This window comes from Romboutsia lituseburensis DSM 797, assembly GCF_900103615.1.
In the GTDB taxonomy this organism is placed as follows: Bacteria; Bacillota; Clostridia; order Peptostreptococcales; family Peptostreptococcaceae; genus Romboutsia_F; species Romboutsia_F lituseburensis.
On record NZ_FNGW01000001.1, the window covers coordinates 386,581 to 410,414 of the forward strand.

The 23,834-nt window shown below is 25.3% G+C and carries 20 protein-coding genes; 2 read left to right on the top strand and 18 right to left on the bottom strand.

The annotated features are described in order from the left end of the window. Window positions 1-68: 68 nt before the first annotated feature. The 17 genes from BLP75_RS01850 to BLP75_RS01930 all read right to left on the bottom strand — a co-directional run bounded on the left by BLP75_RS01850 (window position 69) and on the right by BLP75_RS01930 (window position 21,539). Complete coding sequence (locus tag BLP75_RS01850; protein WP_092722302.1) at window positions 69-2,678, bottom strand: ABC transporter permease; 2,610 nt, start codon at window positions 2,676-2,678, stop codon at window positions 69-71. Continuing rightward, a complete protein-coding gene (locus BLP75_RS01855; protein WP_092722304.1) occupies window positions 2,679-3,356 on the bottom strand; it encodes an ABC transporter ATP-binding protein in 678 nt (225 codons plus the stop codon). A 132-nt stretch (window positions 3,357-3,488) separates the two neighbouring features. Then, complete coding sequence (locus BLP75_RS01860) at window positions 3,489-4,730, bottom strand: sensor histidine kinase (protein ID WP_242872361.1); 1,242 nt, start codon at window positions 4,728-4,730, stop codon at window positions 3,489-3,491. Beyond that, window positions 4,708-5,442, bottom strand: coding sequence for a response regulator transcription factor (locus BLP75_RS01865; protein ID WP_330385769.1), 735 nt, complete (start codon window positions 5,440-5,442; stop codon window positions 4,708-4,710). The genes BLP75_RS01860 and BLP75_RS01865 overlap by 23 nt, the downstream gene beginning before the upstream one ends. 192 nt (window positions 5,443-5,634) lie before the next feature. Then, window positions 5,635-6,189 (bottom strand): hypothetical protein, encoded by a 555-nt coding sequence (locus BLP75_RS01870; protein WP_092722306.1) that lies wholly within the window; start codon window positions 6,187-6,189, stop codon window positions 5,635-5,637. A 16-nt stretch (window positions 6,190-6,205) separates the two neighbouring features. Further along, entirely contained in the window at window positions 6,206-7,747 is a 1,542-nt protein-coding gene (gene murJ, locus BLP75_RS01875) for a murein biosynthesis integral membrane protein MurJ (protein ID WP_092722833.1), read from the bottom strand. After that, a complete protein-coding gene (locus BLP75_RS01880; RefSeq protein WP_092722308.1) occupies window positions 7,740-8,945 on the bottom strand; it encodes an O-antigen ligase family protein in 1,206 nt (401 codons plus the stop codon). The genes murJ and BLP75_RS01880 overlap by 8 nt, the downstream gene beginning before the upstream one ends. Before the next feature lie 2 nt (window positions 8,946-8,947). After that, a complete protein-coding gene (locus BLP75_RS01885; RefSeq protein WP_092722310.1) occupies window positions 8,948-10,252 on the bottom strand; it encodes a nucleotide sugar dehydrogenase in 1,305 nt (434 codons plus the stop codon). A gap of 1 nt (window position 10,253) precedes the next feature. Beyond that, a complete protein-coding gene (locus tag BLP75_RS01890) occupies window positions 10,254-11,459 on the bottom strand; it encodes a glycosyltransferase family 4 protein (protein WP_092722312.1) in 1,206 nt (401 codons plus the stop codon). Window positions 11,460-11,471: 12 nt separating this feature from the next. Next, entirely contained in the window at window positions 11,472-12,605 is a 1,134-nt protein-coding gene (locus BLP75_RS01895) for a DegT/DnrJ/EryC1/StrS family aminotransferase (RefSeq protein ID WP_092722314.1), read from the bottom strand. Between the two features lie 25 nt (window positions 12,606-12,630). Further along, complete coding sequence (locus tag BLP75_RS01900; RefSeq protein ID WP_092722316.1) at window positions 12,631-13,266, bottom strand: acetyltransferase; 636 nt, start codon at window positions 13,264-13,266, stop codon at window positions 12,631-12,633. Window positions 13,267-13,275: 9 nt separating this feature from the next. Next, window positions 13,276-13,863: a sugar transferase gene (locus tag BLP75_RS01905; RefSeq protein ID WP_092722318.1), complete on the bottom strand. Its 588-nt coding sequence runs from the start codon at window positions 13,861-13,863 to the stop codon at window positions 13,276-13,278. After that, a complete protein-coding gene (locus BLP75_RS01910) occupies window positions 13,841-15,322 on the bottom strand; it encodes a polysaccharide biosynthesis protein (protein ID WP_242872362.1) in 1,482 nt (493 codons plus the stop codon). Before BLP75_RS01910 ends, BLP75_RS01905 begins: the two co-directional genes overlap by 23 nt. Before the next feature lie 22 nt (window positions 15,323-15,344). Continuing rightward, window positions 15,345-16,673, bottom strand: a complete 1,329-nt coding sequence (locus BLP75_RS01915) for a tyrosine-protein kinase domain-containing protein (RefSeq protein WP_092722322.1) — start codon at window positions 16,671-16,673, stop codon at window positions 15,345-15,347. A gap of 367 nt (window positions 16,674-17,040) precedes the next feature. Then, entirely contained in the window at window positions 17,041-19,026 is a 1,986-nt protein-coding gene (locus BLP75_RS01920) for a tetratricopeptide repeat-containing diguanylate cyclase (protein WP_170139084.1), read from the bottom strand. Between the two features lie 206 nt (window positions 19,027-19,232). Next, window positions 19,233-20,900: a potassium/proton antiporter gene (locus BLP75_RS01925; RefSeq protein WP_092722325.1), complete on the bottom strand. Its 1,668-nt coding sequence runs from the start codon at window positions 20,898-20,900 to the stop codon at window positions 19,233-19,235. A gap of 336 nt (window positions 20,901-21,236) precedes the next feature. Continuing rightward, on the bottom strand, window positions 21,237-21,539 hold the full coding sequence (locus BLP75_RS01930) for a DUF898 family protein (RefSeq protein WP_092722327.1): 303 nt from the start codon (window positions 21,537-21,539) through the stop codon (window positions 21,237-21,239). Between the two features lie 237 nt (window positions 21,540-21,776). Here BLP75_RS01930 and BLP75_RS01935 point away from each other — a divergent pair, with 237 nt between their 5' ends. Continuing rightward, a complete protein-coding gene (locus tag BLP75_RS01935) occupies window positions 21,777-22,586 on the top strand; it encodes a TraX family protein (RefSeq protein WP_092722329.1) in 810 nt (269 codons plus the stop codon). A 121-nt stretch (window positions 22,587-22,707) separates the two neighbouring features. Here the strand turns inward: BLP75_RS01935 and BLP75_RS01940 are convergent, their stop codons facing one another. Further along, entirely contained in the window at window positions 22,708-23,193 is a 486-nt protein-coding gene (locus BLP75_RS01940; protein ID WP_207645415.1) for a hypothetical protein, read from the bottom strand. Between the two features lie 234 nt (window positions 23,194-23,427). On the opposite strand from BLP75_RS01940, the gene BLP75_RS01945 reads away from it, so the two are divergent. Further along, window positions 23,428-23,715: a hypothetical protein gene (locus tag BLP75_RS01945; RefSeq protein ID WP_092722331.1), complete on the top strand. Its 288-nt coding sequence runs from the start codon at window positions 23,428-23,430 to the stop codon at window positions 23,713-23,715. The last annotated feature ends 119 nt before the right edge of the window (window positions 23,716-23,834 follow it).

Consider the following 23,834-nt stretch of genomic DNA (forward strand, 5'->3'; position numbering starts at 1 on the left):
AAAAATAAAATGGGTATAGGTTGTAATTTAAATAACTACACACCTTACCCATTTTTTTATGTTTATTCCTATATACTATCTTGCCTAATATTTTCTATTATACTTTCTTTGTTTAACTTTTTCATAGGTATATACGATGCAATAAATGTAACAACAAATATGCCTAAAACACATACTAAAACTGCCTTCCATGGAAGTATCATGCCTAATTCTACAGCATTTCCAATAGTTTTATTCATAATTACATCTATTCCAATTGCTATAGGAATTCCATACATTAATGCTAAAACGCCATATAACAAACTTTCAAAATATATTATCCTATTAAATCCACTAGGCGTTGTACCTATAGATTTAATTATTGCAAATTCTCTTTTTCTTAGATTTATATTTGTACTTGTTGTATTTACTATATTTATCACACTTACTAAAGTTATAATAAATATAAATCCATATACAAATATTTTTATTACAGTAATAGATGTTTCAATTCTTAATGCCTCTTCCACTTCATCACGTACATCATATCCATATTTTTTACCTATTTCTTTTACTGCTTTTCTTGTATTTTCTTTTTTATCAGAGTATATGTATATATTTGAATCACTTATTTCATAGCCTAAGTTTTTACCTACCTCATTATAAGTTATAAAATCTATTCCCATATAATTAGAATATTTACTTCCTATAGGTAAATCATCAGTAGTAGCTAAAACTTTTAATTTTATAGGCTCTATTATTTCTTTATCATTTTTATCACGCTGCATAGTATATGCATCTATTATATCTCCAACTTTATAATTAGTTAATGAAATATCATAATATTTACCAGGCTCTACATAACGACTTTTATTTCTAAGTATTATCCCATTTTCTTTTATAGCTGTTTCTTTATTAAAACTTCCATCTTTTAATTTTATTGTGTTTATCTCTTTATCTGATATAAATTGGAAAGTATTTCGTTCCATATTAAAGTCATATATAACTTTATTATTTTTACTCTTTTTAGAAAAAAAGTCATCTATAACCTTTTTATATTTTTTATTTATATCATTTTCATTAACATTTATACCTACCCCATAGTCATTAGTAGCAATAGTTCTCTTTATTCCATTTATTTTATTTAAATCTTCTATTATATTATTATTTTCTTGTATACCACTTTTCCAAACTCTTATATCATAAGTCATCCTACCTGTATTTACTTCATTTGCTTTTTCAAATAAAGCTAAAAATCCACTAAATGATATAAATATAACTACACTAATAATTAAAGAGAATAAAGTTATTCTAAATTTCTTTTTGTTTCTTCTTAAATTTTTATATGCAAGAACACCTTCTGTTTTAAATAATAATTTAATTAATTTAGAGTTTTTTACTTTTCCTAATTTTAAATTACTACTGTTTCTTATACATTCAAGTGGTGATGTTTTAGCTGATTTAATAGCTGGAAATATTGCTGATATAAATATTGTAAATAGTACAATTAATGCACTTAATACTATCATATATGGATTATAAACTAACCTTAAATTCAGGTTTCCAATTTGTGAATTATTAAATGATACTTGTATTAATTTTAATACTAAATCAATAGCAAAAGTACCTATTATTAACCCCACTGGTATTCCTATCAAACTCACTATAATAGCTTCTATAAATACTAATTTCATGACTTGATTTTTAGTAGCACCTATAGAATTTAATACTCCAAATTGTTTCCTTCTCTCACTTGTTGATATACTAAATGAATTATATACTGTAGCCATTGTGCATATTACAACTAATGCTACTATAATAAATATTGCTATACTTATTGTTTTATCAATATTTGCATAAGCACTTGCACCTTTTAATCTTAGTAAAGGTTCATTAAATGATAGATTTTTATAATTTACACCATTATGATTTTCCTTTTCATCTAAGTTGTTACTGTCAAATTCTTCCTTTTTTAGTCCTAAGTTCTTTGCTATAGATTCTGATATTTTATAAATTTCTTTGGGATTATTGGCTGATACACCTACATTTAATCTATCATTTTTAGATTTATTATTTAAATCTAAGTATGTAATTGCTCTTACAACATCATTTCCTATATCCCATCTAGATTTATTCATAATACCAACTATTTTAAAATCTCTTGTTTTTTTCTTTACTATAATTTCATATTCAAATAATGCTGGACTTTCTAGACTTTGTCCACCTGCAGATAGCCTTTTTCCAATGTCTAGTGTTATATTATCTCCTACTTTTTTATTAATTAAAGGAATAGCACTTTCACTTATCACTATTTCCTTATTATTTGTTGGAAATCTACCTTCTTTTAGTTTTGCTTCATAACTTTCAAAAGCATTTTTGTCATATTCTTTTACTTCAACTAAGTTTTTCTTTTTAGTGTTTAACTTTGAATATCCTAAACTATTATATATAAAGCTTTTAGATAAACCTGCACTATTTCTTATAATATCTACATTATCTTTTTTCATATTATGAAACATAGCATGATAATCTCCCATATCCGCTATTACTTCTCTAGTCTGATAATCTATAGCACTTTCAACCATATTACCTATTCCACAAATCAAAGATGTAGATAATATTATTCCTATTATTGTAACTATTGTTCTTTTCTTATTTTGTTTTAAATATCTTAAAGTTAAGCTGTAATATAAATTCATTTATATCACCTCATTAGCTGTAATCATTCCATCTTCTATGGATATCACTCTATCTGCTTGTAAGGCAATATTATTGTCATGGGTTATCATTATTAAAGTTTGATTGTATTTTTTCACTGATAACTTTAAAAGTTCAATCACTTCTTTAGAATTTTTACTATCTAAATTTCCTGTTGGTTCATCTGCTAAAACTATTGCTGGTCTATTTATAAGCGATCTTCCTATAGAAGTTCTTTGCTGTTGTCCTCCACTTAATTCATTTGGAAGGTGATTTTCTCTTTCTTTTAATCCTAAAGTTTTTAATAAATCATTCAAATATGCTTTTTCTATTTTTCTATTGTCAAGTTCTGCTGGTAATAATATATTTTCCTTTACGCTAAGTACTGGTATCAAATTATAAAATTGATATATAATGCCTATATTTCTTCTTCTAAATATAGATAAGTCTTTTTCTTTTAAGTTGTATATATCTACATCATTTATAAATACATTTCCACTAGTTGGCTTATCAACTCCGCCTAATAAATGAAGTAGCGTACTTTTACCACTTCCACTAGGTCCTACTATTGCAACAAATTCCCCTTTATTTATTGATAAATTAATATTTTTTAAGGCATCTACTTTTGCTTCACCTGTGCCATAACTCTTTGTTAAATTTTCAACTTTTAAAATTTCCATATAACCTTTACTCCTCATTTTGTAAATTTCACCTTATTTAGTTCATCATATTTATGTTACTTTTAATTTCTTAACTTAATTTTAAAGATATAAAATTACTTTAAAGTGAATTAAATATTACAAATTAGTCACTTAGATTTTATGGAATATTATATTAAACTGAGTTCCTTTGTTTTTTTCACTTTTGACATAAATATCACCATTTTGTTCTTCAATTATAGACTTTGCCATAGCTAGTCCAATGCCTACGCTATCTTCTTTTGAACTACTTTTTCCTTTATAAAATCTTTTAAATATATGAGGTAAATCCTTTTTATCTATACCTTCTCCACTATCTTTTATTACAATTTCTGTGTATAAAGAATTTTCTTCATAACTAATATCTAAACTTCCATTAGAAAAAGTATGTTCTACACAATTTTTAATTATATTGACTAAAGCTTCTATAGACCAATTCATATCTCCTAAAAATATAGCTTCACTATCACCATTTATGCTGACATCTATATTTTTAAGTTCTATTGGAATTAAACTTGGTTGAATAGACATTTTTATGAGTTCTAAAACATTTATTTTTTCATTTTTAAAATTTATTACTTTCGCTTCTACTTTTGAAAGCTTTAGCATGCTCTTTATCAACCATTCCATTCTATTTAATTGAGATTTTATCTTTTCTAAAAACTCTATTTTAGTTTCTTTTGCTATATCATCATACATTAAATCATTAAGTATCATAAGTGATGTCATAGGTGTTTTTAACTGGTGTGAAATATCAGAGATAGTATCATTTAAAAATATCTTTTCTTTACTTAAGAGCTCTACTTTTTCTTTAAGTATATTAGTCATTTTTAGAAGTTCCGTTTTAAGAAGTCCTATTTGACCTTCCTGATTTTTATTTTTCATTTCAAATTTTTTGCCTTCTGAACTATGGTATACATAGTCAGTCATGTCTTTTATATCAATGTATATAATCTTAAAATAGTGCATAACTAACATTAAAATAAAAATAAATAGCACAAATATAGATAATAAATTTATACTAAATACTTTCTTTATACTATCTCTTATAATTGGCTCATTATTTAATCTTATATTTTTATCATAGCTATATTTTTTTAGTATTTCTTTACCTAAACTTATATCATCTTTTAATTTTCCTTGAGTTATGATTCCTACTATATTACTTTCTAAGTTGGGATGCTTTGAAAGTATAGATCCTATTATAGCTTGATTATTTTCTACTACCTTATCTTTTATTATGTTTACACTTATAAAGCTAACTCCTACACAAAGCATTACAGTGATCATAAATAATATAGTGTAATTTTTTATAAAACTTTTTATTTCAACATTAGATAGAAACACTATTTTCACTTCCGTTCCACTTATATCCTAATCCCCTTACTGTAAGTATGTATTTTGGGTGGCTTGAATCATCTTCTATTTTTTCTCTAAGCCTTTTTATATAAACTGTAAGGGTATTATCATTTACAAAATCACAAGTAACGTCCCATAATTTTTCTAGTATTTTAGTTCTACTTAATACCACATTATTATTTTTAATTAATATTAATAATAGCTTGTACTCAACAGATGTTAACAAAATTTCCTCTTCACCTTTGTAAACTCTAGCTTCTAAAGTATTTATAGTTAAATCTTTAAATTTAATTACTTTTTTATTTTCATTGCTACCACCTTTTCTTCTAAGTACTGCATTTATCCTAGAGATAAGTTCTCTAACTCTAAAAGGTTTGGTTATATAATCATCCCCTCCAATATCTAGTCCCATAACTACATTCACTTCTTCATCACAAGCACTTAAAAATATTATAGGAGTGTCTTGAACTTTTCTAATTTCTCTGCAAAAATCATAACCATTTCCATCTGGTAACATTACATCTAAAAGAATTATATTATACTTTTTATCCTTAATACTGTTTCTACTTTTCTCTAAATCATTGCATATATCAATGTTAAATCCTTCTTTCTCTAGTGCATACTTTACTGCAAAAGATATCGCACTATCATCTTCTATCATAAGTACATTTATCATTTTCTCACCCAATTTCATATTTATTTTAATCAACTATAACTACCTCTTAGTTGCTTAATCCCAGCTAAGTTTTCATACAACTATTATCATATATTATTTTATTTAAAATTAATGTCGAAGTTTGTATTATATTTGTTTTTAGTGATGCACTTCTATAATAAAATCAAAAAAGCTGTACAAAAATATTAATTTCTGTACAGCTAAAAATATATTAATTTTAATTACTTACTCCTTTGTTAAGAAGAATAAAATTATAATAGATAAAATACACACAGCGCCTAATACTGCTAACTCTGTTGGGAATTCTTTTTCTATAAATTTTAAATCTATATCAACATTAAAATTAGTAACTATATCCTTTAAATCCATACTTGTAACATCAATAATCACATTACCGTGTTTATCCTTTGCAATCAAATTAGTCTCGCCTTTTTCATTTTTTACAAAAGTAGCTTTAAGATCTATTACATCTAAAGATTTAATAACTAATTCTTCTAATCTCTGCTTATCCTCACTAGAAAGTTTGTATAAATTTTTCTCATTACCTACGATTAATTTTGCTTGTTCTACATATGAAACTATTTGATTATATTCACTTCTAGTTATTCTTTGATGTCTAATATAATTTAACAATCCTTCTTTATACTCTTTGTTTATTTCTATTTTATTTATATTATCTTCGATTAAATCATTTCCTCTATCACACATAGCAAAGCTATTACTTCCGAAAGTAAATACTAATAAAATTGAAAGTATAAATGATTTTAAAGTCTTTTTCATATTTGCATCCTCCATATCATTTAGATTCAATAACTTTTTTTAACTTCGATTTTATAATTTCTACCTCATCTATTTTTAATAAAACAATTAATATCAAATACACTAATGCGCCTATAAATACTGCACTTCCTAGTGATATAATTTGACCAACAGTACTACTTCCCATAATGTATGACAATTGGTTATATGAATAGAAAGTAACAATTCCCATTAATATAGCACTTCCTAGTGATTTCAATGAAGTTTTTATTATATTGTCTTGTCCAAAGTAGCCTATTTTCTTTTTCAAACTAACAAATAAAAGTATTATGCACAATATACTAGATAAACTAGTCGCAAATGCTAATCCATTGTGACCCATAAATTTTACTAATATTAAGCTTAATATAATATTTAGTATCATAGATATTGCACCATTTATCATTGGGGTTTTTGTATCTTGAAGTGAATAAAATACTTTGCCTAAAATATCTCTTAGACCAAATGCTACCATTCCTATTGAGAAAAATACTAAGGCTGATGCTGTCATAGCTGTTGCCTGTGGGCTAAATTGACCTCTTTCAAATAACAGTTTTACTATTGGATATGACAGCACCATTGCACCTACTGATACTGGAATAACTAGCAATATTACACTATTGATACTTTGAGATACTGATTTTATAAACTTGTTTTGATTTTTTTCATTTGATAATTTAGATAACATAGGATATATAACAGCACCTATAGATGCTATAAATAATCCTATAACAAATCCATTTAAACGATTTGCATAATTTAGAGCAGATATAGTGCCCTCCATAAGAGTTGATGCTATACATCTATCGACTATAGCATTGATTTGATTTACTGATACGCCTATAAATACTGGGCATACTAACCACATCATTTTTTTAATATATTCATCTTTAATATTTATATAATATTTGTACTTGTATCCTAATTTTTTAGCAAATGGATACTGAAATAAAAACTGACTTATTATCCCTATTAAAGTTCCTATTGGCAGTATATATATATTGATTTTTACACTCAATATTATAGATATGATTACTATTATATTAAATGGAACTCCTATCAATCCAGGTACTGCAAATTGATTTTGAGTTTGTAAGTAAGATGTTATTATGTTGCTTATACCTACAAATATTATCCCAAATATCAATATTCTAGTGAACTTTATAGCTAGGTCTAGGGTTTCGCCTTCAAATCCTATAGCTACTATACCTACTAGTTGCCTTGCAAATATAAAGCCTAGTATGGCTAGTATGCTACTAATAATTAATACTATATTCATAATATTATTAATAAACTCTATTCCTTTTTCACTACCACCTATTTTTTGTTTTTCATAATATAGTGGTATTACAGTAGTAGCTAGAGCCATACCAACAGCACTAAATATAACAACTGGTATGTTTACTGCTGTTATATATGCATCACTATATGCACTAGCTCCATAAGAAGAGCTTAATACTAATTCCCTTGCAAATCCTAAAATTTTTGATAATATAGTTGCAATCATAAGGTATATGGCTGACTTAGCTACTTTATTCATATTTTTCATCACTGTCCTTTATCTTGTTTATCCTTATATTTTGATATGCAAATACCAGTAATGATATTATTATCCAAAAGTTTCTCTCAACTATAAATGTAGAGCTAAACATAAGTCTTACACTTGATACTATAAATATTAAAATCATAAATTGCTTACCATATTTATCAAAGTTTATAAATGTTTTTATACTAGATATTAATATAGATGAAAGTAATATTATTCCTCCATATATACCAAATACTATAAAAAAATCTATAAAAAAGTTATGTGGATACCTAATTCCTGTGGCATTTTCAAAGTATCCTATACCAAGTGGCAGTCCTTTTGATTCACTAATCATTCTTAGTCCATCATTATATAAAAAATCTCTTCCTGACAAAACACTACCAAGTCCCTTATTAAGTTGTAGTAGATATTTATTTATAGAATAAGTTTTTAAATCTAGTTGAGTAAGGAATCTTATAGTTTCTGATATTAATTGGTCTTGATAGATTACTGCAAATATACTTAATAACGAAATTAAGATTATAAAAATCACTTTTTTTGTATACTTTTCTTGGAATAATAAATTGAAAATTATTATAGACATTATCATCGTAAGTACTGCTGATCGATTTCCATATATCATAGTTGAAACTAATATATACATTAGTAAAGGTAGGTTTATTTTCTTATTAGTTTTTATATAGTAAAGTAGTATTATACAAAACGAGTAACTCATATATATTCCATAAAACATATAACTACTCATTTTATTACTAACCATAATCATATAAATTGGCGATACTATGGTTGTATATATGGCTATTTTGTACCATATATTAAGTGAATGCTTAAAATTTATTCCCTGAGAAATTATATAAATTATTATAATATTGTATATTATAAAATTTAACATCTCGGTGGTTACTATAGATTTATAATCTACTAAAAATATATTAAGCATAAATAATAACAATATACTTAATATAAAGATTATAAATTTATTGCTAATTTTAAATTTATTTATATTAAGAAGATACAATCCTATTGCTACTGTTACCATTCCTGATATAGCATTTATAAAAGAATCTGAGTTTACAGCAAATTTTAATGGATATATTAAAAATTTAATATACATAAAGATTATTAAAAATTTTGCATTTTCCATATATATATTATCTTCATTTATCAGACTATCTCTTTTTATATTCATACCTATAACCTATAATACATGCAGCCTGTTATTTTATCTTTGTCAAATATACCTTTTATATCTATAATTATTGGATTTTTCTTGTTTTGCATATTTTTAATATCTTTTATATCTAATTTTTTAAATTCTTCATGCTCTACTGCTATTAATACAGCATCTAATTTTTGTAGGTTTTCATATGATACAAGATCTATATTGTATTCTGACTTAACGTCATCTTTGTTGGCAATTGGATCATATACCAAAACATCTACACCATATTCTCTTAATTCATTTATTATATCTATAACTTTAGTATTTCTTATGTCTGGACAATTCTCTTTAAAAGTAATACCCATTATACCTACCTTAGCACCTTTTACTTTTTTATCTGCTAATACAAGTTTTTTTATAGTGTTTTGTCCAATGTATTTACCCATTTCATCATTTATTTGTCTTCCTGACAATATTATTTGAGAATGGTATCCTAACTCTTGTGCTTTATATATAAAATAATATGGATCAACGCCTATACAGTGACCTCCTACAAGACCAGGTTTAAAATTTAAGAAGTTCCATTTTGTTCGTGCGGCTTTAAGCACTTCTACTGTGTCTATATTCATTTTATCAAATACCATAGCAAGCTCGTTCATAAAAGCTATATTAATATCTCTTTGAGAATTTTCAATAACTTTAGCAGCTTCTGCAACCTTTATACTTTCAGCTCTATACACACCTACTTGTATTATCATTTCATATACTTTTGCTACTGTATCCAAAGTCTCTTCATCACATCCAGATACTATTTTAACTATAGAAGTTAGTCTATTTACCTTATCACCTGGGTTAATTCTTTCTGGAGAGTATCCTATTTTAAAATCTCTTTTATATTTAAGTCCTGATATTTTTTCAAGTATAGGTACACATATTTCCTCTGTTGTACCTGGATATACTGTAGATTCATAAACTACTATTGATCCTTTTGTTAAGTTTCTAGCTACTACTTCACTAGCTCCTATAATAGGCTTTAGGTTTGGTGTTTTATCTTGATTTATAGGCGTTGGAACTGCCACAATATGAAACTTTGCTTTTTTAAGATTTTCTTCATCTGATGTGAAAAGTACTTTACAATCTTTTAAATTTTCATCCCCAACTTCTTGTGTTGGATCTATTCCATTTAGATATTGATTTATTTTTTCTTTATTTATATCAAATCCTATGACATCACAATGTTTAGAAAATTCTACAGCTAATGGTATTCCTACATACCCAAGACCTATAACTGAAATTTTTTCTTTATTTGATTTTATAGATTCATATAGATTCATGTTATCTCATCTTCCTTTCTTTTTTAATAGATACTTTATTAAACACTTCATATAACTTCTCTAAGCTAACTTCTAGTGAATACTTTTGATTGGCTAATTTTTTAGAATTGATTTTCATTTCATTAAATAATTCTTCATTGTTTTTTAACTCAATTATTTTTAATGCCATATCTGATGGATTAGTATATTCACATGAGTATCCGCAATTATAATCATTTAATTCATTTCCTTGCCAGCCTTTATAATTTATCATTATAGGCAAACCTGCTGCTAAAAAATCGAAAAATTTATTTGCACTATTGTCTTCTAATATCTTGTAGTTTATTACACTCATAATTCCTATATCTGATGATTTTATTAAGTTGACTACATCTTGCTTTGGCATAGGATCTAGTATAAATACATTTTCTATTTTTTCATTTTCCTTTTTCTCTATTAACTTGTTTTTTTCCTTGCCTTCTCCTACTAAAATAAAAACTATGTTTTTATCTATCTCGTAGATTTTCTTAGCTACATCTAATATATTATCTAACCCATTTACAAATCCCATAGTCCCAGGGTGTATACATACAAATTTATTTTCTATTCCTAGATTTTTTTTGATTAAGTTTTTATCTTCTTTTACTGAGTCATATAAAGGTATGTTTGATATATTTGGTATGACTGATAATTTAGATTCACTAATTCCTTTATTCAAAAGGTTATTGTACATTCCAGGTGATAGAGTTATTATTTGATCTGAGTTTTTATATATGAATAGTTCTAATTTTTTTAGTAGTTTTATAACTAGTTTATTTTTAATAAATCCTAATTCAATAGGTATATCTGGCCACACATCTCTTACTTCAAATATTAGCTTTGCTTTTTTAAATTTTGATAATATATATCCAGGTATTCCTATGGTTAATGGTGTTGATGTTGCAAATATTACATCTACATCTTTTATTTTTATTCCTATTAATATTGATTTTAATATATAGTCTATAAAAGCCATTATCCTTCTAGTAAAATTCATATTGTTTGAATACTGTGTTTTAGTAGAATATATTTTTATATTTTCACCTAGGTCGTATTCATCTATTTGGCTTCCTGTTATTATGTTTACTTCATTACCTTTGTTTGCTAAAGCTTTTGAAAACTCATATGATCTAGTTGAACCTGATGATTTATTACTTTTAAAATATTGATGAAGATATATAATTTTCATTTTGATTCCTCTTTAAAATAATTTTTTAATTATATCTATAATGTATTTAAAATCACTTAATGAGTTTTTAGTATCTGATGGTAAACACACGCCTTGATTAAATAAATCTTCTGATACACTTTGATTTTCTAATGTAGAGAAAAATTTATAATCTTTAAATATAGGCTGCATATGCATTGGTTTCCATACAGGTCTAGACTCTATATTTTCTTTTTCTAGTGCTAGTATTATATCGATTGGTTTTACTTTTGAGTTTTTATCTATAGTCATGACTGATAGCCAATAGTTTGATCTTCCATAATCACATATATTCATCATTTGTATTTCTTTTATATCTTTAAATCCTTCTTTGTATAACTCATATATTTGTTTTTTCTTAGATATTCTATCTTCAATAACCTCTAACTGACCTCTTCCTATTCCTGCACAAATATTACTCATTCTATAGTTGTATCCTATTTCTTTATGTTCATAGTGTCTTTCATTTTCTCTTGATTGAGTAGCCCAAAATAAAGCTTTTTTTGTGTATTTTTCTATATTAGATACTAGCATTCCACCACCTGATGTGGTTATTATTTTATTTCCATTAAAGGAATATATCCCTATATCACCTACAGTTCCACTATATTTTCCTTTGTATGTTGCACCTAATGATTCTGCTGCATCTTCTATAATTGGAACTTCATATTTATCACATATTTTTTTTAATTTATCATAATCTGCACTTTGTCCGTATAGATTTACTATTACTACAGCTTTTGGTTTTTTATCATTTTCTAGGAAATAATCAAATGCCTTTTGAAGTGCTATGTGACTCATATTCCACGATTCATAATCACTATCTATAAATACAGGAGTAGCACCAAGATATGTTATAGGATTTGCTGTTGCTGAAAATGTTAAGGATGAACAAAATACTAAATCTTTACTTTTAACACCAAGAGATTTTAATGCAAGATGTATTGCACTAGTTCCACTTGCTAAAGCTGTTGCATATGATGCATTTGTATATTTACATATTTCTTTTTCAAAGTTACTAACATTTGGACCTAATGGAGCTATCCAATTTTCTTCAAAGGCTTCATTTATATACTTAATTTCATTTCCACCCATATGTGGAGATGAAAGGTATATTCTGTCTTTCATTTATATCACCTCAAAATTATTTTAACTACAATATATCTTTTATAGGTTTTGAAGGTACACCTACATTAACAGTCCTAGACTTTATATTTTTTGTAACTACTGATCCTGCTCCTACAATACTTTCACTGCCTATCTTTATTGAAGGTATGATAGTAGCTGATGCACCTACATGAGTCATATATCCTATTTTTACACCTCCACATAAAGTTGCTGATGGAGATATATGAACAAAATCATTTATTATATTGTCATGTTCTATAATAGCACCACTATTGATAATCACATGATTACCTATTATAGTGTTTGAGTTTATTACAGCATTAGCCATAACCATACTTCCATAGCCAATGTGAACATTTTTTCCAATAATACTACTCGGATGAATAATTGTATAATAATTAATATTTTTAAATTTATTAGCTATATTCATTCTTAGCTTGTTGTCTCCTATAGCTATTACAAACTTTGTATTTTCATCATTATATAAATAAATATTACCTATTTTATCAAGCACCTTATATCCCATAAACTCACTTTTATCTTTTCTATCATCTAAAATACCTTTTATTTGTATATTCTCACCTTGTTTTATCATAAGTTCTATACAATCAATAATTACAGAGGCATGACCGCCTGCTCCAATAACAATTATATCTATCATATTAGTCTCCTATTTATAGATGTCTTCTCTCTTAACTACTTTAGCTAATGTTAATATTATGATTTTTATATCCCATAAAAAGCTATAGTTTTTTACATAGTCTATATCTAGGGTTATCCTTTCATCCCAGTCTATACTATTTCGTCCCACAACTTGAGCCCATCCTGTTATCCCTGGAAGCATTTCAAATCTTATTTTTTGCACCTCTGAATACTCATCATATTTATAAGGAAAATTAGGCACAGGTGGTCTTGGTCCAACTAAACTCATATCTCCTTTTAAAATATTAAATAATTGAGGTAATTCATCTATGCTAGTTTTTCTAAGAAATGATCCAATTTTTGTTATTCTACTATCTGCTTCATCTGTAAATAATCCATTTCCAATGTTTATAGCATTATCACACATAGTTCTAAACTTATATATTTTAAATACCTTACCATCTTTTCCTAATCTATCTTGAATGAATAATACTTTGCCAGGTGAATCTAATTTTATTAGTATTGATACAATTAAAAATAATGGAGATAAAATTACTATGCCTAAAGCACTTGATATAATATCGAAAATCTTTTTAATTATTAGTTGAGCTTTCATCTTCTGCCTCCCTAACAAAATTAGTAACTATTTTTTTTATTATATGTTCTAAAATGTCATTTTCTTCTTTCTCTACAGCGTATTTTAACATTATTAAGTTATTTGTTAATTTTTCTTTATCTATAGCTATTGGATTTGCTATATAAATTTTTCTATTTTCTGTGCTTAATATTTTTTCTTCATCCATTAATAACTCTTCATAAAGTTTTTCACCAGGTCTAAGTCCTATATATTCTATCTCTATATCAACACCTGGCTCAAATCCACTTAACTTTATTAAATTTTTTGCAAGTTCATCTATTTTTACAGGTTGACCCATATCAAGTATGAATATTTCTCCACCTTTGGCAATTGAGCCTGCTTGTATAACTAATTGCACTGCTTCAGTTATAGTCATAAAATATCTAATTATATCTTTGTGAGTTATAGTTACTGGTCCACCTTCTTGTATTTGCTTTTTAAAAAGTGGTATTACACTACCATTGCTACCTAGTACATTTCCAAAACGTACAGCTACAAATTTAGTGTTACTATCTTCATTTAGAGTTTGGATTATTATTTCAGCAGCCCTTTTTGTTGCTCCCATAATACTTGTTGGATTGACTGCTTTATCTGTAGATATGAGTACAAATTTTTCAACATTGTACTGTTTAGAAAGGTTTGCTACATTAAGTGTTCCAAATATATTATTTTTTATAGCTTCACTAGGACTATCTTCCATCAAAGGAACATGTTTATGAGCCGCTGCATGAAACACAATATCTGGATGGTATTTTTCAAATATTTTTTTAATTCGTTCTTCTTCTCTTATAGATGCTACTATTGTTTCTACATTTAATTTATCTGCATATTTTCTTATTAATTCTTGTTGAATATCATATGCATTATTTTCATAATTATCAAGTATTATAAGTAGCTTAGGATTAAAAGTTGAAATTTGTCTACAAAGTTCACTACCTATACTTCCTCCTCCACCTGTAACTAAGACTACTTTTTCATTTAAGTATTCACCTATTTTATTTAAGTCTAAGTCTATAGTTTCTCTAAATAGTAAATCTTCTATTTTTACATCTTTTATCTCTTTTATATCTACTGCCCCATTTATTATTTCAAATATTCCTGGTATAACTTTAATACTACACTCACTATTGCCACACCTAGCGCTATCACAAATTGATAGTATTTCATGTTTTCGCTTTTTTGATATATCTGCAATTGAAAATATTATTTCATCTATACTGTACTTTTCAACTATATATTTTATATCTTTTGTAGTTCCTATTATCGGGATATTATTTATCACTTTTCCTACTTTATCACTGTCATCATCTACAATTCCTACAACTATCTTTTCTGATTTTAAATTTTTACAAATCTCATTTATTACTAACTCTCCAGCACTTCCTGCTCCAATTATAAGTACTCTTGATTTTTTTTGATTACTTATATTTGTTTCCATTAAACATCTACTCCTTATAGCATTATTCATTTTCATAGTAATATCCATAATAACATTCACTTTTGTATAAGCTTGATTTATTAAATATTGAACCTAATATATTAGCATTAACTTGTTGTAATTTCTTTTTAGCTACTTTTACATCGTCTATATTAACTTCATTTTCAGCTATTACAATTATAGTTGAATCAACATAATTTGATATTACTCCAGCATCTGTAACTCTTCCAATAGGTGGGGAGTCTATAAATATATAATCATATTCATTTTTTAATTCTTCTAATAATTTTTGCATTTTGTGAGAACTTAATAATTCGGATGGGTTTGAAGGTATGCTACCGCATGTTAAGACATTAAGATTTTCTGAACTTATTTCATGAACACAATCTTTTAAATTAACTTTATTTAATAATACATCTGCTATTCCCTGTTTATTAGATATATCAAATACCTTGTGTATGGATGGGTTTCTAAAATCACAATCTATTATTAATATCTTCTTATCTAACTGTGCAAAACTAGATCCCAAAGAAGATACTATCGTTGTTTTTCCTTCATTTTTTTGGCTGCTAGTTATAACTATTGATTTTATGTTTTTATCTACATTTGAAAATTCAATATTTGTTCTTATATTTTTATAGTTTTCATCTAAAATAGATTTCATATTTTTAGAATCTAAATTATTCTCATTAGGTATATTGCCTATAATTTGTAAGTTTAACTTCTCTTCTACATCTTTTGATGATTTTACTTTTGTATCTATATATTCACGTACAAATGTTACAATTAATCCTAATATCAAACCAATTATAGCTCCTATCATTGTATTCATAATTTTATTAGGCTTAACTGGTTTATCTGGTATAGTACTTTTATCTATTATCTCTACATTATTTGTTTTCATTATTCTTGATAATTCACTTGTAAATACACTTGCGATTTCATTAGCTATATTATTAGCCAATTTTGGATTATCTTCTCTAACTGATACATTTATAATCTGAGTATCTGTAAGCGTTGTTACTCTTATATCATTAGATAATTTTTTAACATCTGTGTCTATATTTAAATTCTTAATTACTTTATCTAATACGGTTCTAGATTTTATAATTTCACCATAAGTCAATGCTAGTTTTTGATTCGCTAATACGTCATCATTTGTTATATCTTGTGTGTTTACTTCTTTTACTTTGTTTACAATTAACGTTGTATTCGCTTCATATACAGGGTCAATTACAAAGAAGCTCAAACCTGCACTTGTAAACATAGTTATGCAAGTTATTATAATTATTAATGAGATATTTTTTTTTATTATTTGAAAGCATTGTCTTAAATTTATTATTTCTTCCATTTATGAACCTCCTTATCAAATATTTTAGACTATAAATAATATTTATTTTCTATAGCTTTACTGTACTTAATTAAATATTTATTGGTCTATTTATATTATATATACTTTCACTTTTTTTGTTACATTTTGTCATTTTTTGTAATTTTTATGAATAATTTTTAAAATATATAATATATTTTTATTATGTTAACAAAAAAAGAAAAAAATAAAAAATTATATTCACTTAAGCTACTCTTAAGGCGCTATACTTTCCATTAGCTACTTCCTTTTTTGCTTAAAGTGTAATTTTTTACTTTTTTCTCAGTTTTTAATATTTAAGTTAAAACGTTTTAGTACTATAAATTTAATAATATAAAAGTATAATTTATTAATATATTTCATATTTATTTTTACCATTACTTTTTGCTTTATATAAAGCTTTATCTGCACTATCTATAATAGAATATATATTATCATTGTATAAATAAACTTTATTATAAATCCCCATACTTATGGTTAACTTATCTGATACGTTAGAATATTTATGATCTATATTCTTTTCATTTATACTTGATTGTATTTTATTTGCTATAATTTTAGCTTCGTCTATATTAGCTTTAGGAAGAATTATTACTATTTCTTCTCCGCCATATCTAATTGCAATACCATAATTTTTAATATTTTCTATTATTGAACTGGCTACTTCTTTTATTACTTCATCACCTTTTATATGACCATAATTATCATTATATTTTTTAAAATAGTCTATATCAGTTAAAATCACTGATATATTTTTATTGATTATCTTTTTTTTATTTTTATTCATATAATAATCTAGATATTTTCTATTATATAAATTAGTCATTCCATCTGTAAAATTAGATTTTTTTAGTGTAATAATTGTATTTACTCTTGATATTAATATTAATATTAATAATATTATACTTACTAGCAAAAATATTATATTGTGTATATTTTTATCTTGTTCTTCTCTTAATGTATCACTTTCATATAATTTACTTGCATATCTCATATACTCTTCTTTTAGCTGATTTTCAAAATCATCTTTTTTAATAGTCGCTAATTTAGTATATTTAATATAATTTTGTGTATCATCTTTCTCTAGATATATATTTGATATTTCATCATATATTTGAACCTCTATATTCACATCATTTTTTAAAGGATTCTTTAAAATTTCTTCATATATTTGTATAGCTTCATCATGATTTCCTTGTTCTTCATAAAATTCTGCATATGCTATTTTTAGCATCAGTTCTTTATTTTTTATATACTCAACTTCATCATATTGTAATATTTTTTTAGATTTATTTAAAAGCATTTCTGCCTTATTTAAATCTTTTTTATATGTATAGGCTGAAGCTAGGTTTTGGTATAAAAGCATTTCAATATCATCTTTAACATCTTTTTTTAAAAAACCTATTAATTCATTAATACTTTTAGATATTTCAATAGCTTTATCATAATCGCCCAAATCTATATATACTGTCATTTGATTTATATAAACTATTGATTTTGCCATGGCATTATTTTTCTTATCTTTAATTTTTATATTTACAGCTTTATCATAACATTTTATAGCATTTTTTAAGTCATTTAAAATATAACTTAAATCCCCTATATTACTTATTATTACACATTCATAAAACTCAGCATCCTTAATATGTTTTCTATTGTTTTTTATAATATCTAAAGCTTTTATATAATTATATGTTGATTGAGTATATTTAAAATTTAATCTATGTAAATACGCTAAATGGCTTACTATACCAACTTCTGTATTATAGTTTAAACCTTTTGTATTTTCCATATAATTATTTAATACATCTATACTTTTTTCAGTAGTTTCATTATTTTTAGTTAATGTCCTTATAGTTCTCCACATTGTATCTTTATCATTTTTATATTTTTTACTTAAACTTATATATTTAAATGCTGCTTTACTATTTTCAACCAAATATTTATAATTATTTTCTTTTAGATAACATTCATTTTCAAAGATATAAGTATATATTTTAAGAAAACTTGAGTCCTTTTTCTTTATTAGTTCCTTTGTTTTTTCAAAATTTGTAATTGCATTTTTGTAATCTTTTTCTATATAACTTATATATCCATTTATAAAATAGTAACTGCTATCTTTTTTAGTTGTACCCAAATAATTTTTGATCTCAATGATTCTATCTTTTTTTATATTAACATCTTGATCTTTTGATTCTATTTCATTTAATATATAATCTTTATTTAATGTTGAAGATTTAATGTTATCTTTATTATTAATAAAAAAACAAAAAAATAATATTAATAGCACTATAAATAATATTATTACTTTTTTTAAATTGTTTATTTTTTTCAATTTTATCTCCATTCTAATAATTAACCTACTTAATATATTTATCGGCATAAATCATAATTCTTTTACTTTTTTATTTGTTAAGGTCAACCTTTTAAGTTTAACTTCTAAATTTACAATTTGATTAATAAAATTGTTATTACGCATAAAAATAAACTGCTCAAATAAATTTACTTATTTTGAGCAGCCTACTTAATATTTATATAATATTATATTCCACTTAAATTATCTAGTTCATCTAAATTATTACCAGTTATGACCAATACATCCTCTGGACGTATTACAGTTGATCCATTTGGTATTATTATGTTTCCTTTTCTTTTTATCATTACTATAAGAATATCTTTTGGTATGTCGATATCTTTTATAGACTTATTAGCTATCTTGCTATCTAATGGTATTGAAATTTCCATTAACTTTGTACTCTTTCCTTCTTGATATTTATTGACCTTATGATCAAAATAATTATCTAAAATATCAAAATTATTTCCAGTTATAACAAGAACATCTCCTAGTAACATTACTGTTGAACCATTTGGTACTAGTACATCTCCATTTCTTTTTATCATTACTATAAGAATATCTTCTGGTATATCAGCATCCATTATAGATTTGTTTACCAAACGACAATCATCAGTAACTGAAACTTCTATTAGCTTTGTACTTTTATCTTCTGTATAGTCATTAAATGTTTTTAATATTGATGAGTTGTCATCAATTAAATCTAACTTTCTTGCCATAGCTGGTAAAAGAGTTCCCTGCACTGCTACAGAGAATAGTGCTATAAAGAATATTATATGGAATATGTCATTTTCTATTGGCACTCCATAAGTTACAGCAAATATAGCAAATACTATAGATGCAGCTCCTCTTAATCCTACCCAAGATATAAATATCTGTTGCTTTACTGGTATTTTAAACCAGCTTAATATACTAAACGTAGCAATAGGTCTTGCTATTACTATCATAAATATTGATATAAGTATACCTTTTACCATTACTCCAGGTATTTGAGATGGGAATGCTAATAATCCTAATAAGAAGAATAACATTATCTGCATTATCCATGATATACCATCAAAGAACTGGAATATACTTTTCTTATGAGGAATTTTGCTATTTCCTATCATTATACCAGCTATATAAACACTTAAGTATCCATTTCCGCCTAAGTATTCACTTAAAGAATATGAAAGTATCGCAATCGCCGTCACAAATATTGGATAAAATCCTTCTATTTCAAAGTTTACATTTCTTAGTAAATATACAGTTAATTTTGCTAATATAACTGCACTAATTATTCCTACTAGTACTTGAGTTAATAACATAGGTAATATACTACTAGAATCAATATTTCCCATAAGACCTAGGATAATTATTGTCATCATATATGCAAAGGGGTCATTACTACCACTTTCTATTTCTAATATTGATGCAATAGATCCTTTTAGATTTAGTTTTTGAGAACGCAATATTGCGAAAACTGATGCAGCATCCGTTGATGCTACTATAGACCCGATAAGTAATCCTTCTAAAACACTTGTATTAAAAACTAATATACAAAATAACCCAGTTAACCCTGCTGTTATAACTACCCCTACTGTAGACAATAATATAGATGGTATAGCTACTGGTTTTGCCATATTCCAGTTAGTACCATATCCTCCATAAAACATTATAAATACTAAAGCAATGGCACATATTTCCTTTGTCAATTCATAGTTATCAAAATATATTCCTACAACTCCATCTGAACCAAATAACATTCCTAGTATTATGAATACTAATAATATAGGAACACCAAATTTGTAGAATATTTTACTTGAGGTTATACAAACCAATAAGACTAATGCACTAATTATCATTAAGTTTATCATAAAATACCTCCTCTTTTAAATGAATAATCTAACCGTCTTAATTTCATTATACATGATTTTCAGAATTTTTCATACAATTTAACAAAAATTTAATAAAAAAATATTTAGAATTTAAATATAATTATTTCTAACCTTTTTGATTTCTAACATTATTTTCACCCCCTATTATTATTTACAAATATTTTATATTTTAATTTATAAATATTTATTCCATTAATGTATATTTTTTATAAAAAAGTCGCTTCGCTACTGTCGCCAACGACTTCGTCCGTTGCTCAAAAAAACAAAAGCCATACTAAAAATGACTACTTACTTCATTTTTAGTATGGCTTTTTATTAATTTTCAAATACAGTATTTTCTGTTTTCCATTGTAATAGTTTTATATATAACCAAAGTCCATATATACCAAAAGTTATTATTGTTAATACCCACCATTTAATATAATGCATAAATAAACTAGATCCACTACCTATAAAGTTTAATCTTTTTCCTTCTATTACTGTGTTTTCAGCTTCCCATCTATACTTTATACACATAGCCCATGGTGTAGCTATTCCTAATGTAACAAATGTTATTAACCACGCTAATATATTTACTCCTATAAGTCCTAATAAACTACCTTCAAATCTTGATCTCATTTTGTTTACCTCCTTGTGTTGTTTATATTGTTATTATACGGCTAAACTTTTTTAAAGTATATAAACTACAACTTAACTTAATCTTAAATAATCCTTAACAAACAAATTTTAGGCTAAATTTAATTATCCTAATTTTATTTAAGGTTTATTTAAGTTTTATATAAGATTAGTTTAAAGATTTAAATTTTTAAAGATTGTATAATAAGCTAGTAAACAAATTGAAGAGGAGATGATTATTTGGAAAATTTAAATTCTATAAAAAAAGGATTGAATGGTACACAAATTAAATTAATAGGAGCATTTCTTATGGTACTTGACCATATACACCAGTGTTTTTCAATTACACCATATGAAATTCCTATGTGGTTTACTTATTTAGGAAGATTAGTTGCACCAATATTTTTATTTTTAGCAGCTCAAGGTATGTTTTATACTAAAAATAGAAAAAAGCACTTATTTAGATTATATATAGCTTCAAACTTAATGGGAATCGGAAGTTTCTTTATACAAAGACAGTTCCCATCTGATATGGCTTTAATGAATAATATATTCTTTACTATATTTGTAGGATGTTGGTTTATATACTTTATAGATGAATTAATAGCAAATATAAAAGTAAAAAACATTAAAAAAGTTATTTTAGATATCATATGTTTAATAGTGCCTTTTATAAGTACATTTATTATATTATCACCTGGTGCAGTATTACTTGGACCTGTGATGTTAACTGTACTTCCAAATGTAATGATATGTGAAGGTGGGTTTTTATTTGTTGGATTAATAATCGCATTTTATTATTTAAGAAACTCTAAAGTATTATGTGCATTATCATTATGTTTAGTTGGTGTAATATCATTTGTATCTAGTGGAGATGCTATAACAGTTTCTAACTTATTATCAAACTTCCAATGGATGATGATATTCTCATCACTATTTATATTAGCTTACAATGGTGAAAAAGGTAAGGGTTATAAGAATTTCTTCTATATATTCTATCCAGCTCATATTTATATACTATATATAATAGGATGGTATTTAGCAAAATAATTTAGCATAAAATAAAAGAGTGTAGATTTATTTGTAAAAAGCAAATTTTTCTACACTTTTTTATATTGTTATCATAATTTTTTATCATATCTAGACTATTTTATTAATAGCACTAAAAATTTTAATGACATAAAAATTTTTCTTTTTTAGGTTTAGATTGTGTAGTTGGATAGTTTCTATATTTATGTTTAAAAACATTTAAAGAAGCCCTTCCTTCCTGATAACTTGCACACGCTTCAATAAAATACTCCGCTTTACTGTCATCCCTTATGTACATCCTTATGCTAGTCAAACCTATTTCATATAAAGATATTGTATACAATAAAGCCGCACAATTTCTTGAAACCTCAACCGTTGGATTTTTCGAATATATATCAGATAATTTTTTTCCTCGTGTACTTAATATAGATTCACAAAACTTTATATCACGATTAAGTTCATCTACATCCAGAGGATCATCTCCCGTTATTTGTTTAATAATTATATACATTCTATTACTAACCATATCAATATCTTTAACAGAATCTGATATATTGATTGTATTTGCAAAAGATATATTTGTAAAAAGCAGTAAAAAACAAATAGTTGCTATAAAGACTTTTTTCATTTTTACCTCCTAGAAAATATATTGTTATTAAATTTAGTATCTACTTAATAATTGCTATTATTCTTTATAAGTAGATATTGTTAAAACATATACAATCTCATCTAAAAATTATTCTACAATTGACTGCTATTAATACTAATAGTAAAATATATACAGAGTTTTACAAATTTTAACAAAGATTTATTTATGTAAAAATCATATTACATAAAATATAACAACTTGTAGGAGAACATAATGAATATTTTCTTAATTGTATTAGGAATAGTAGTAATTAAATCTATAGGATATTTAAAAAATAAAATTTCTAATGATAAAAGCAGTAATTTATTTATGAATTATCTAAATAGTGATTTTGCCATTGATATTGTGACAAAATGTGGATTATGGTTTATTATTTCAGGGATTTTAAATATTATAGTGGCTAATTCTATGTTTAAATTATATGGATTTATTTTATCTGTAGCTGTTCCATTAATATTTGCATTAAAGTTTTTAAATGGTTTTTTAAAGTATAAAAATTAAATTTACTTAAAATACTACATTGTTGCTGTGTCTAAACGACGATGTTTCTAAAAAAATTATAGGAGTATAAGTCAGTTAACTTATACTCCTATAATTTTAATTAAGGCAAAAATCCATTG